General features: G+C 75.8%; 8 protein-coding genes. 6 read left to right on the top strand and 2 right to left on the bottom strand.

What is annotated here, in order from left to right; all coding sequences use genetic code 11:
- Nucleotides 1-47: 47 nt before the first annotated feature.
- A complete protein-coding gene (locus tag WMF26_RS37040) occupies nt 48-1,187 on the bottom strand; it encodes a serine hydrolase domain-containing protein (protein ID WP_437996562.1) in 1,140 nt (379 codons plus the stop codon).
- 131 nt (nt 1,188-1,318) lie between these two features.
- Here WMF26_RS37040 and WMF26_RS37035 point away from each other — a divergent pair, with 131 nt between their 5' ends.
- From WMF26_RS37035 to WMF26_RS37010, 6 genes are all read left to right on the top strand, one after another.
- The gene (locus WMF26_RS37035) at nt 1,319-2,194 is read left to right on the top strand and encodes a protein-L-isoaspartate O-methyltransferase family protein (protein ID WP_437996561.1); all 876 of its coding nucleotides are present in this window, start codon (nt 1,319-1,321) and stop codon (nt 2,192-2,194) included.
- Between the two features lie 898 nt (nt 2,195-3,092).
- Nucleotides 3,093-4,310: a type II secretion system F family protein gene (locus WMF26_RS37030; protein ID WP_061624224.1), complete on the top strand. Its 1,218-nt coding sequence runs from the start codon at nt 3,093-3,095 to the stop codon at nt 4,308-4,310.
- A complete protein-coding gene (locus tag WMF26_RS37025) occupies nt 4,310-5,770 on the top strand; it encodes a sensor histidine kinase (RefSeq protein WP_437996560.1) in 1,461 nt (486 codons plus the stop codon). Before WMF26_RS37030 ends, WMF26_RS37025 begins: the two co-directional genes overlap by 1 nt.
- Nucleotides 5,771-6,141: 371 nt before the next feature.
- On the top strand, nt 6,142-6,735 hold the full coding sequence (locus WMF26_RS37020; RefSeq protein WP_437996559.1) for an MlaC/ttg2D family ABC transporter substrate-binding protein: 594 nt from the start codon (nt 6,142-6,144) through the stop codon (nt 6,733-6,735).
- A gap of 230 nt (nt 6,736-6,965) precedes the next feature.
- Nucleotides 6,966-9,563 carry a tetratricopeptide repeat protein gene (locus tag WMF26_RS37015; protein WP_437996558.1) on the top strand — a complete coding sequence of 866 codons (2,598 nt, stop codon included), beginning with the start codon at nt 6,966-6,968 and terminating at the stop codon, nt 9,561-9,563.
- 99 nt (nt 9,564-9,662) lie between these two features.
- Nucleotides 9,663-10,955, top strand: a complete 1,293-nt coding sequence (locus tag WMF26_RS37010; RefSeq protein ID WP_437996557.1) for an aspartate kinase — start codon at nt 9,663-9,665, stop codon at nt 10,953-10,955.
- A 223-nt stretch (nt 10,956-11,178) separates the two neighbouring features.
- On the opposite strand, the gene WMF26_RS37005 is transcribed toward WMF26_RS37010, so the two are convergent.
- A complete protein-coding gene (locus tag WMF26_RS37005) occupies nt 11,179-12,876 on the bottom strand; it encodes a hypothetical protein (RefSeq protein WP_437996556.1) in 1,698 nt (565 codons plus the stop codon).
- Nucleotides 12,877-13,002 lie beyond the last annotated feature (126 nt).

Raw genomic sequence — 13,002 nt, 5'->3', positions numbered from 1 at the left:
GCCCGCGAACACGCGGGCTCGATGCGGCGCGCCATGCCCTCGTCGCGTCATCGCGCGGCCGCCATGGCCTCCGCGATCGCGTCGTGGACCGCGGGTCGCGCGCGGCGGATCGCGTCGGAGGCGCGCGTCGGGTGGACGCGGTTCGTGAGCAGCACGCCGACGAGCTCGGCGTCCGGGTCGATCCAGAGGCTCGTCCCGGTGAAGCCGAGGTGGCCGAAGGTCCGCGGGCCGAAGCGGGCGCCTGCGCTCGGCCTCTCGCCGCTCTTGCCGTCGAACCCGGCGCGCAGCGACCCGCCTGGCCGCGGCTCGATCAGCCGCCGCACCTCGTCGCGCGAGAGCCACTCCGGCCGCTCGCCCGCGAGCGCCTCGAGCAGCGCCACCCCGAGCCGCGCCACGGACATCGCGTCGCCGAAGAGGCCCGCGTGCCCGGCCATCCCGCCCTGCGCGATCGTCCAGGCGTTGTCGTCGTGCACCGCGCCGCGGATCACGCCCCCGCGGAACGCCACGTCCTCGGTGGGCGCGACGCGCTCGTCGAAGCGCGGATCGCGGCGCCGCAGCGCGCGGGCCGGCGCGACCGCGAGCCCGAGGGGTCCGGTCACCTCGCGCGCGACGACCTCGTCGAGCTCGGCCTCGCCGCGCCGCGCGACCGCGGCGCCGAGGAGCAGGTACCCGAGGTCGCTGTACACCGGCGGGAACCCGCCCTCGGGCGGATCGCCCGCGCACCCTTCGCGGCGCCCGTCCGCGCAGGCGCGCAGCGCCTCGAGGGGATCGATCGGCGCGCTGTCGTCCGGCGGGTGGAGCGTGCGGTGCGCCTCGAGCCCGGCGCGGTGCGCGGCGAGGAGCTCGAGCGGCACGCGCGCCGATCGCGTGCCGGCGAGCTCGGGCAGCACCTCTCCGAGCGGCTCGTCGTACCTCGCCTTGCCGGCGCGAACGAGCCGGGCGAACGCCAGCGCGGTGAACGGCTTCGTCACCGACGCGAGGTCGAAGATCGCGTCCATCGTCGCCGCGGGCGGCGCGCCGCCCGCGCCCGCCGGCGGGCTGTCCTCGAACCACAGCCGCCCGGCCGCGCCCGATCCGTACCGGACGTTGTTCCGTGTGCGCATGGCGGCGGTGACGCAGGCGCAGGGCGCGGCGCGGTGTTCTTCGACCGCGAGCGCGGCGATCGGCGTGAGGTCGACGAGGGCCATGGCCGAGGATGAGGAGGGGCGTGCGCCCCTGTCAAACGAGCTCTGACGGCGGGCTGGACCGGGGTCGGGGAAACGCGGAACGTTCCTCGAAAGATCGAGCGGCGCGGCCGGTCCTGCTTCAGGATCTCGCGGTGAACTCTCCCTCGAGCACCGAATCACGCGCCGCCGTTGCGTCGCTCGCCGCGCTCGCGGCGAGGTACGACGATCGCCGGCCCGATCGCTGGGCGCCGGTCCCCGAGCAGCTCGACGCCGCGATCGCGTTCGACGTCGAGCTCGCCGAGGCTGGGCGCGTCGCGCGCGCGCCGCTCGTGGCCGAGCTCGCGCGCCGCTTCGAGTTCCCTGCGCACTACCTCGACGCGATCCTGCTCGTGCCGCGCGAGCGCTTCGTCCTCCCGGAGGATCTCGCGGCTTCCGCGGACGACACGCCGTTGCCGCTCGACCGGGCCGGGCACGCGACGGTGAGCGCGCCGCACGCGTACCTGCTCACGTTCAGCCTGCTCGGCCTCGCGCCGGGCGATCGCGTGCTCGAGCTGGGCACCGGCACGGGCTACGGGGCGGCGCTCGCGCGGCGCATCGTCGGCCCGGCCGGGCACGTCGCCTCGATCGAGATCGATCCTGCGCTGCACGCGCGCGCGGCGCGGCTCCTCGGCGCGCGGCCGGATCGCCATGGCGACGACGCGGCGTTCGCGGGCAGCGGCGCCGGTCCGTCCGACGAGGGCGCGAGCGTCGCGCTGCTGTGCGGCGACGGGCGTTCGCTCGCCGAGCGCGTGCTCGCGTCCGGGCGGGCGATGCCGTCGGAGCGCCCCTGGAAGGTCGCGGTGACCTACGCGCTGATCGAGCCGCCCGCCGCGCTCGAGGAGCGGCTGGCCGACGGCGGCGTCCTGGTCGCGCCGGTCGGCGCGTGGGAGGGCCACCAGGAGCTCATGCGGGTCGAGCGCCGGCAGGGCGCGCTCCTCCGCGAGGTGCACGGCGCGGTCCGCTACGTGGCGGAGCGCGGTCGCGGGTAGGCAGCTCGCTGGGCGAAGCCGGAGAGCGCGGCCGCCGGCGGGCCGGCCCGCGTCCGCCGGCGCATCGCGCGCAGGAGCGTCTCGTGCCGCTCGTGGAACGCGGCTGAGGTGCCCCTGTCCTCGGCCGCGGGGCGCTCGTTGCGCTTCCGGACCCGATGCTCCGTCGCCTCGACCACTGGAGCCGCCGCACGGCCATAGCCCCGAGGGCTGTGTCGTCCGGTTCGACCCGCCGCATGTCCAGATGACACACCTCCCTGTCCAGATGACACACCTCCCTGTCCAGATGACACACTTCCGTGTCCGGATGGCGCACCTCCGCGTCCGGGTGACTCACTTTCGTGTCCGGGTGCGAGCTGTGACGGTCCGTGCCAGCATTCGGCGCCTCGTGGCTCATCGAAGCCGCCGTCTTCCGGCCTAGCGGTGAGCGCCGGCGGGGGTCTCCGCGCGGCGGGGGCGGGTGGGCGCGGCGAGCACCGAACGAGGTGCCATAAGGTTTCAGGGGGCTCTGCGTCTCAGGCGCGCCTTGTGTGGCGCGCGACGAAACGTCCCAGGAGGCATGGCCCGAAGTGAGACATGCCGGGCGGTGTTCTCAGCGCAAGCGCTCACGCCCCCGTCTTGGCGGATGGCCGAGCGCCCACCCGCCCCCGCCGCGCGGAGACCCCCGCCGGCGCGTGCGTCTCGGGATCGCGCTCCCTCCGCATCCGCATCCGCGTCCCCGTCTCCGTCGCGCGCCCTGCGTCCCACGTCGCACCACCCCCGCGCCCCCTGGATCAGAGAAAGCCCCACCGTCTTTGACCCCCGGCCTCGCCGAACTTTATCCTGGCGTTCCCCGGAGGCGGGGCCGCCCCGGCGCGTCGGCTCGGCCCGCCGTGGACCCAGGGAGAAGACCGGAAGCACTATGGCGGAGTTCGTTTGGGAGGCGCGCGGCCGCACCGGAGAGATCCGGAAGGGCACGATGGAGGCCGAGAACGAGGCGGCGGTGCAGAACCGCCTCCGCGCTCAGCAGCTGAGCCCGACCCGCGTCAAGAAGAAGGGCGCCGCGCTCAACATCAGCCTGAGCTTCGGCTCGGGCGTCGAGGCCAAGGACCTCGTCAAGTTCATCCGCCAGTTCGCGACGATGATCGACGCCGGCCTCCCGCTGGTCCAGTGCCTCGAGATCCTCTCGAACCAGGAGCCGAACAAGATCTTCCAGGCGGCGCTGCGCGACATCAAGAACACGGTCGAGCAGGGCGCCACGTTCAGCGACGCGCTCCGGCGCCACCCGAAGATCTTCGACGACCTGTTCGTCAACCTCGTCCAGGCCGGCGAGGTGGGCGGCATCCTCGACAGCATCCTGAACCGGCTCGCGATCTACATCGAGAAGCGCGTGAAGCTCGCGCGCCAGGTGCGCGGCGCGCTCGCGTACCCGATCGCCGTCATCGTGATCATGATCGTCGTCATGGTCGTGCTGATGTCGTTCGTCATCCCGTCCTTCGAGACGATGTTCGCGGAGTTCGGGGCGAAGGACGCGCTCCCGCAGCTCACGAAGATCGTCATCGCGACCTCGAAGGCGTTCGTCACCTACCTGCCGCTCATCGCCGTGCTGACCGTCGCCGCGATCGTCGGCGGGACCTACTTCTACCGCTCGCCGTCCGGCAAGCGGATGGTGCACCGCCTCGTGCTCCGGCTCCCGATCCTCGGCCCCGTCATGCAGAAGATCGCCGTGGCGCGGTTCTCGCGCACGCTCGGCACGCTCCTCGGCTCCGGCGTGCCCATCCTCGACGCGCTCGACATCGTCGCGAAGACGGCGGGCAACGTCGTCGTCGAGGAGGGCCTCATGTACTCGCGCCAGAAGATCTCGGAGGGGAAGAACATGGCCGAGCCGCTCGGCGAGATGCAGGTCTTCCCCGGCATGGTCGTGCAGATGGTCGCCGTCGGCGAGCAGACCGGCGCGCTCGACACGATGCTGAACAAGATCGCCGACTTCTACGAGGAGGAGGTCGACGTCGCCGTCTCCGCGCTGACGTCGCTGCTCGAGCCGCTCCTCATGGTCGTCGTCGGCAGCATGGTCGGCGTCGTGCTCATCTCGATGTACCTGCCGATCTTCGATCTCGCCGGCAAGATCAAGGCGGAGTGATGTCGCCCGCGGCCTCCCCGGCGGACCCCGGCGGCGAGGCCGTGGCGCGGCCGGACGAGGTCGGGGCCGGGCCGCCGCCGGCGCCGGTCGCGTCGCCGCTCCCGCCCGGCGCTCCCGGCGGCGCCGAGGCGCCGCTCGCGAGCCGGCTCACCTGGCTCATCGCGCTGCGCCTCGCCGTGCTCACGGTCTTCCTCGTCGTGACCGCGGCGGTGTACCTCCGCGGCTTCACCCCCGGGGGCTTCTCCAGCATCGTCGCGCTCGTGACGGTCGCCGCGGCGTACGGCGTCTCCGGCATCTACGCGGTGTTCCTGCGCATGCAGCGCGCCCTCCGCGGGATCGCCCGGGCGCAGCTCGTCACCGACCAGATCACCTGGACCGCGCTCGTGTACATCACCGGCGGGGCCACGAGCGGCGCCACGTCGCTCTACGGCCTCACCTGCCTGACGGGGGCGATCCTCCTCGGCGTCCCCGGCGCGATCGTCGCCGCCGCGTCCGGGGCGGCGGCGTACCTGCTCCTGTGCGCCGCGCTCGGGCTGCACCTGCTCGGCGTGCCGCCCGACCAGCCCTCCGGCGCGTACGTGACGCAGTGGGACGAGCTCCGGTACCCCATGTTCGTCAACCTGCTCGCGATCGTGGTGGTCACGCTGCTCGCGAGCTACCTGGCGGAGCGGCTGCGCGCGACCGGCGGCCGGCTCGTGCAGGCGACGGCGCGGGCGGAGCAGGCCGAGCGGCTCGCGGCGCTGGGCCGCCTCGCCGCGGGGCTGGCCCACGAGATCCGGAACCCGCTCGGCTCGATCGCGGGCTCCATCGAGCTCCTGCGCACGGGCGGGACGCTGTCCGACGAGGACCGGAAGCTCTGCGAGATCATCGAGCGCGAGACGGCGCGCCTGAACGACCTCGTGGGCGACATGCTCGATCTGTCGCGCCCGCGGGTGCCGGCGCTCGAGGCCGTGGACCTGTCGGCGACGGCCCGCGACGTCGTCGTGCTCGCGGGGCGCTCGGGCCGCGGCGGCGACGTCGAGGTCCGCTTCGAGGGGCCGCCGTCGGCGCCCGTGAGCGCCGACGCCGCGCAGATGCGCCAGGTCGTCTGGAACCTCGTGCGGAACGCGATCCAGGCGAGCTCGGCGGGCGCGGTCGTGACCGTGCGCCTCTGGCGCGACGCGGGCGCCTGGCTGCTGGAGATCCGCGATCAGGGGCGGGGCATCCCGGCGGGCGCCCGCGATCGCCTCTTCGACGCGTTCTTCACGACCCGCACGCACGGCATGGGCATCGGCCTGGCGGTGGTGAAGCGGATCCTCGACGATCACGGCTTCGGGATCGAGGTCGACAGCCGCGAGGGCGAGGGCACCGCGTTCCGGGTGCGGGTCCCGGTCGGCCCGCTCGCGGCCGGCGAGCCGGAGCGCCGCGCGGACGCCGCGGCCGGCGCGCAGCTCGCCCCGCGATCCCGCCCGGCGGGCTGACGCGGGGGCCCCCGCCGCCGCGCTCGCCGCGCGTCACACCGGGCGCGTGGCGCTCCGTTCACGCTCTCCCGCGCGCCGCGCCTGGACGCTCCGCGGGAGATTGCGGCGGAGCCCGCCGCCGGGCGTGAATAGCCCGCGGAGACCGTCGTCTGCCCCTGGACAGCGGCCCAGCGCCGGCGGATTGCCCTGTGGTTTCGCGGTGTTCATGGAGAGCACGGACCGGACGTGACCGCGCCGGCGCGGGCCTCGTCCGACGTGGCAGGCCGCTTGCCTCGTGCGTAGAACGACTAGAACGAGGGCGAGCAGCGCAGGCGACCGAGGCTCGCGCGCAGCTCGCAGGTACAGAAGGAGAACCATACGTGACACGCAGGATGAACCATCTCTTCGCGGCGACGTTCTCGCTGCTCGCGCTCACGCTCGGCCAGGTGGGCCTCGCGAACGCCGGGCCGGCGACGGACGTGGTCAAGGCCAAGCAGACGGTCCTGTTCGACCTCCTGAAGAAGGGAGGGGCCGACAACCAGAAGAAGGTCGGCGCGATCTTCGACGAGATGCTCGACTACTCGGCGCTGGCGGAGAGCTCGCTCGGCAGCGAGTGGGCCGCCCGGACCGACGCCGAGAAGAAGCAGTTCACCGAGCTGCTCAAGCAGCTCGTGCGCAAGGCTTACGAGCGCAACCTGAAGAAGACGCTCGACTTCAACATCGAGTACACGAGCGAGACCGAGAGCGCCGGCGTCATGACGGTCAAGACGAGGGCCGTCTCCAAGAAGGACGCGCGCGAGGAGCCGGTCGAGATCGCCTTCAAGCTCTCCGAGAAGGGGGGCACCTGGCTCGTGCGGGACATCGTCACCGAGGGCGTCAGCCTGGTGGGGAGCTACCGGGCGCAGTTCACGAAGATCATCAAGAAGGACGGGTTCCCGGCGCTCGTCCAGAAGATGAAGGACAAGCTCGCCAAGGGCGACGTCTGACGCGCGACCGCTGACCGCCCGGCGCGGCCGGCGACCGGCGCGGCCAACCGGCCGGTGCGGCCGCGCGGCCGCGCGGCCGGCGCGCCGGCGCAGACCGGCCGCCTCCGGCCGCTCGCGACCCCTCCCCGGGCGGCCGGCCGCGCCTCGCTCGCTCCGTCGCGTTCCCCTTCGTCCGGCGTGATTGCCGTGAACTCGCCTCAATTGCCGCGGGGTTGATAGCCTTGGCGGGTATGGCTGCTGGACAGAGGCGCGGCCGGTCGGCGCGCGCGCTGGGCCTTTCGCCGTCGCTGCGCGCGCTCGCGCCCGGCGGCGGAGCGGCCCCGCGCCCGCCCGACGATCGCCCCGTCCTCCGGCTCGCGGTCAGCAAGGGGGCGCTCGCGATCGAGCTCGGCGAGCCGTTCGCGATCGGCCCGCTCCGCGTCACCGAGCTCGTCGTGCGGCTCGCGGGGATCCGGTTTCCCGTCGACCTCTCCGGCGGGGTCGCGCGCTTCCGGCACCGGCGCGGCCAGCTCGCCCGGCTCGTCGTCGAGGCGCAGGGGACCGAGCTCGCCGGCTGGGCCGCGCCGCGGCTGCGCGGCTTCCTCGGCGACGGCGCGCCGCAGCTGATCATCGCGCCCATCGAGGACGGCGCGCTCGTCGCGCTGCGGTCCGGCGAGGCGGCGCTCGCGTTCGAGGTCGCCGTCGCGCCCGGCGAGCGCGCGCTCAGGCTCCTGCCGGAGCGCGCCCGCGGCGTCGGCCTCGCGGCCCCGCCGCACGCGCTCGCGCTCCAGGCGCTCTCGATGATGGCGGGCCCGCACGGCCGCATCGTCGAGGGCGCGATCGTGCTGGACGCCGCGATCGAGCGCGTCGTCCGCCTGCTCCTGCCCGCCGCCGGCGCGAGGGCGCCCGCGGTGGCCGGGGTGCAGTGGGCGTCGGTCGTCGCGGAGGCGGGCCGCTTCCGCGCCGAGGGCGCGCTCGACGCGGCGCCTCCGGCGCTGGGCGATCGCGCGCTCCGGGCGCTCGAGGCGGCCGAGCTCGCGGGCGCCGCCGACGAGCTCGCGCTCGCGGGCGGCCTCGACGACGCGCGCCGCGTCTACCTCGCCGCGCTGGAGCGCGCCCCGCGGCACCCGGAGATCTCCGCGCGCCTCGCGTGGATCGACCTCCTGGCCGGCGAGCGCGCCGAGGGGGCGCTCTCGACCGTCGTCGACGCCATGCCCGCCGTCGACGCCGGCCTGCTCGGCGGCGCGCTCCTCGAGGCGGTCGGCGACCGCGACGGCGCCTTCTCGGCGCTCGCGCGCGCCGCGCACGCGGAGCCGTACGGCCCGCTCGCCGCGCTCGCCTGGCTGCGCGCGGCGAGGCTCGCGGACGCCCTCGACGTGCGCCTCGACGCGCTGAACCTCGGCGTCGCGCGCGCGCCCGGGCTCGACGCGCTGCGCTGGGCGCGGATCGAGGCGCGGCTCGACGTCGCCGACGTGCGCGGCGCGCTCGCGGACGCCGAGCACCTCGAGGCCGCCGCGCGCGGGGCCGAGGCGCGCCACGCCGCCTCCCGCAGGGCCGCGGAGGCGTTCCTCGCGCGGGGCCACGCGGCCGACGCGCGGGCGCTCTTCGAGCGGGCGCTCCGTTACGCGCCGGAGAGCCCCGACGTTGTCGCGGGCCTCGCGCGCTCGCTGCGGGCGGCGGGGGAGGGGAGGCGCGCGCTCGACCTCCTCGCCCGCGCGCGCGTCCTCGCCGCGCGCAGCGGCGCGACCGCCGGCGCGCTCGATCTCGAGCTCGGCCGCGGCCTCGCGGAGATCGCCGGCGATCTCCCCGCGGCGGTCGCGCGCGTGCGGGCGATCCCCCCCGGCGCGCCGGAGTCGCTGGAGGCGCGGCTGCTCGAGGGCCGCTGGTGCGCCGAGCTCGGCGATCTCGGGGGCGCGTCGGTCGCGCTCGGGCGGCTGCGCGACGCGGTGGAGCTCGCGCTCCAGGACCGCGCCGCCGACCCCGGCTCCGCGCGCGCGGGCTCGCCGCTCGTCGGCGGCCCGGCCGCCGTCGCGGCCCTGCTCGCCGAGGCCGCCGAGATCGAGGAGCGATCCCGCGGGGATCTCCTCGCCGCGCAGCGCCACCTCGGCCTCGCGCTGCGCCTGCGCCCGCGCGATCCGGAGATCGCCGCCGCGTTCCGCCGCGTCTCGGGCGAGCTCGCGCCGCAGGTGGCGCCTCCGCGCGGGGCGCGGCCGAGCCCGGCGCCTCGGCCCCACGCCACCGAGCAGCGGATCGAGGTCCACGTCCCCGCGCCGCCTCGCCGGCGCTCGATCCCGCCCGAGCCCGTGGTGGTCGCGCCGCCGCCGGCCCCGTCGCCGCCGATCGCCCGGACGCCGGCCGTGACCGCGCCGATCGCGCCGGCCCCCGCGCCGCGGATCGCGCCGCCGCCGGCCCCGCCGATCGCGCCGCGCGATCCCGGGCTCCTCGACGAGATGCCCACGTTCGACAGCAGCGACACGTCGACCGACCTGCCCGACATGCCGCCCGTCCCGAACAGCGTCACGCTGGCGGAGGGGCAGGCGCCGTTCGTCCGCGCGTTCGGCGTCGACGACGAGCTCCTGGCCGAGCGGCTCGCGGATCGGCTCCGCGCCGATCCCACCGACCACGGGGTGGCGATGGCGCTCGCCGACGTGCTGGAGCGGCTCGGCCGCGATCTGGATCTCCTCGCCCTGCTCTCGGCGCGCCTGGAGGAGGGGGATGAGGCCGCCCGCCAGGAGGTCGCGCCGCGGCGGCGCGGCGTGCTCGCGCGGCTCGCCGCGCGGGCGCGGGCCGAGGGGCGCGCCGCCGAGGCGGAGCTCTACGAGATGCTGCTGCACGCCGAGCTCCCCTGATCGCGACGGCGCGCCGGGCGCGCCGCGCGCTTGGCCCGATCGCCGGGCCCGTGATAGCCGGATCTCCTGCGCAGCGCGCGCAGCGCTTGGAGGTGCAGCATGGCCGAGCAGCCGACGAACCGCGTCCAGCAGGAGGGCTCGCCGCGCGAGCCGGGCGCCTCGCCCGCGAGGCCGGGCCGTCCGATCATCGTGCAGAAGTACGGCGGGTCGTCGGTCGCCGACGTCGACAAGATCGGCAAGGTCGCCGACCGCGTCGTCGCCGCGAGGCGCGCCGGCAACGACGTCGTCGTCGTGGTCAGCGCGATGGGCAAGACGACCGACGGCCTGCTCGCCCTCGCCCGGCAGGCGGCGAGCGCGGGCGGCGGCGCGGCCGCGGATCCTCCCCGGCGCGAGCTCGACATGCTCCTCTCGACCGGCGAGCGCGTCTCGATGGCGCTCCTGTCGATCGCCATCCAGGCCCGTGGTTTCGAGGCGATCTCGTTCACCGGCTCCCAGTCCGGCATCCTCACGAACGATCGCCACTTCGACGCGCGCATCATCGAGGTCCGCCCGTTCCGGATCGAGGACGAGCTCGCGCGCGGCCGCATCGTGATCGTCGCCGGCTACCAGGGGATGAGCTACCGCCGCGAGATCACGACGCTCGGCCGCGGCGGCTCCGACACGACGGCGGTGGCGCTCGCCGCGGCGCTGAGCGCCGAGCGCTGCGAGATCTACAGCGACGTCGACGGCGTGTACTCGGCCGATCCCCGGGTCGTCCCGGACGCGCGTCACCTGCCGGAGCTCGACGGCGCGGTCCTCCAGGAGATGGCCGAGTGCGGCGCGAAGGTCGTCTGCGCCCAGGCGGTCGAGTGGGCGCGGCGCTCCGGCGTGGCGCTCTATGCGCGCTCGACGTTCGACGCCGTCCCCGGCGCGCGGGAGACGGTGGTGCGCCGGTTCGTTCCTGGCTCGACGTCGTCGACGCACTCGGCGCGCGCGATCGTCGCCGAGGGCAATGTCGTGCTCGCGCGGGCTCCCGGCGGTCTCCGGCTCGACGCGCTCCTCCGCGCGGCCGGCGAGCTCGGGCTGGGCTTCCGCGATCTCTCGTTCGGCCCTGGCGGCGGGGCGTTCGTGATCCCGCTCCTCAACGTGCCCGACTGGCAGGGAGCTAAGCGCCAGCTGGTCGCGCTGCAGCCGTCGCTCGAGCTCGACGAGGGCCTGGCCTCTGTCAGCGTCGTCGGCGACGGCCTCACCGCGACCGCGTCGCCGCTGTCCCGCTTCATCGAGGTCCTCGCCCATGCCGGCATCGCCCCCCGCTTCACGGTCGCGTCCCCCCTGCGCCTCGGCGCCCTCGTCGACGCCGCCGACGCCGCCCCCGCGCAGCGCCTGCTCCACGCCACGTTCGTCGAGCCCTGAGCCTCAAGCCACCTCGTCCACCTCTTCGACCCCGTACACCGCAGGCCCCCGGGGAGGGTGTTGTCGGCGCGGGGCAGGGGGGTGGGGATGGGCCGATGTTTGAGCCTGCGATGTGCGTCATCCGGCTTGCCGGATGGCGCACATCGCAGGCGAGTTCGGCGGGGCCCCACCCCCCTGCCCCGCGCCGACAACACCCTCTCCGGGGGCCGGGCATCTCGGCGAGCTAGTGCTTCCGTTGCCGGGTGAGCGCGATAAGCCCCGCCCAGCACGCGACCCACACCACCTCGCGCGACGGATCCCACGCGATCGCCGCCGCCCCCACGGACGCAGCCTCCTCCTCGCCCCCGCCAGGCCCCGTCGCCCCGATCTCGGCGACCATCGTGGGCGCTGCGTTCGACGGCACATGGACGAGCTGCGCCCGGCGCTCGCCCTCGCGCGCGACGAGCGCGAGCAGCGGCGAGGTCTTGTGGTCGCCCGCGAACGCCAGCGCCACCACCGCGGGGAGCCCCTCGATCACGCGGAAGGTCTCGCCCCCGTCGCGCGACACGCACAGGAGCCCCGCGCCGGACAGCGCGATCGAGCGCCCGCCCGCCGCCGCCGCGAGCCGACCGTCGTCGGCCTCCGCCGCGCGCCGCGCCGCCCCGGACAGCGGCACGACCGGCGAGCCCTCGTCGTCGCCGCGCAGCCGCTCGAGCTGCGGCCCCGCGGCCGCGCTCGTGAGCGCCACGATCACCCCCTCGCTCGCGCTCATCCGGAGCACGCCGTCCCGCAGCGCGGGCCCCGGCGACAGCGACAGCGCGCCCCGCGGCGGCGCGATCGCGGCGTCGCGGCGCGGCGAGCCCGCGCTCACGGCGGAGCCGGCCTCCGGCGGGACGGCGACCGCGCCGGCCGCGGGCGACCACAGCGTCTTGCCGGCCAGCACCCAGAGCCGCCCCGGCGTCGTCGCGAGCGTCACCGGCGCCCCGCCCGAGCCCCACGCCCCGAGCGCGCTCGCCGTCTTCCCCCGGTCGTCGCTCAGCAGCAGGTTGCCGCGGCGCGTGGCGATGAGCAGCGCGCTGTCCGACAGCGCGATCGAGGACGCCGACGTGTCGACGCCCGCGCGGCGCGCCGACAGCGCTCCCGCGTCGACCACGAGCACGGTCCCGCGATCGCCGCCCGCCCGGTCCGCGCGGCGGGAGCGGCCCCCCGCGCGCGCGGCCGGCTCGCTCGCCAGCGCGGGCCCTTCGCCGGCGCCCCCGGCCACGACGCAGCCGCCGGCCACCGCGAGCGTGCTGCACGGGACCGCCGCCCCGGCGCCCTCGACCACCGTCCACGGCTGCGCGTCCCAGACCGGCGCCTGGTCGTCCGCGAGGTCGGGCAGCTCCGCGAGCAGATCCTCGCCCTCGTAGGTGCCTTCTTGATCCGCGTCGAGCGCCGGCAGCTCGCGCTCGTCGACGTCGTTCGACGGATCCTCCCCGGTCCCTTCCGCGCCGCCGTCGTCGTGCCCCTCGCCGTGATCGTCGAGGTCGTCGTGCTCGGCGTCGTCGTGCTCGGCGGCCTCGTCGGACACCCACGAGCCCGCGTCGGCGTCGTCGATCCCCTCGTGGAGCGCCCCCACGTCGATGCCCTCTTCCGCGGGCTCGTCCTCCCCGGCCGCGCCCTCGTCCACGGCGAGCTCGACGCCGACCTCCAGGTCGCTCGCGTTCGCGTCGTCGAGCCCGTGATCCGCGTCGTCGAGCGTCTGCAGGAGCTCCTCGAAGGTCTCCTCGGCCGCCTCGTCCTCGTCGTGCCCGAGCGGCGGCAGATCGATCAGCTTGTTGTCGTGCTCGTCGTGCTCGTCGTGCTCGCGCTCGTCATCATCGACGGCGGTCTTCGGCTGCGGCGCCGGGCACGCCTCGCGTGGGTCCGCCGTTCGCTCGCTGCAGTCTCGTGAGGCTGACATCGGCGGGAGTGTAGCGCCCCTCGAGGCGCTTTCGCCCCGCGCCGCGCCTCCGCCCACGCGCTCCGCCGCCCTCCAGAGCCCGCCTGCCCCGGCGCGCCGCGGCGTCGGCCTCCCCGCGGCCCCGGC

It is taken from the genome of Sorangium sp. So ce185, from assembly GCF_051526825.1.
In the GTDB taxonomy this organism is placed as follows: domain Bacteria; phylum Myxococcota_A; class Polyangia; order Polyangiales; family Polyangiaceae; genus Sorangium; species Sorangium cellulosum_D.
The sequence above is the reverse complement of the archived record's forward strand: the minus strand, read 5'-3'. Positions and strand labels throughout refer to the sequence as shown.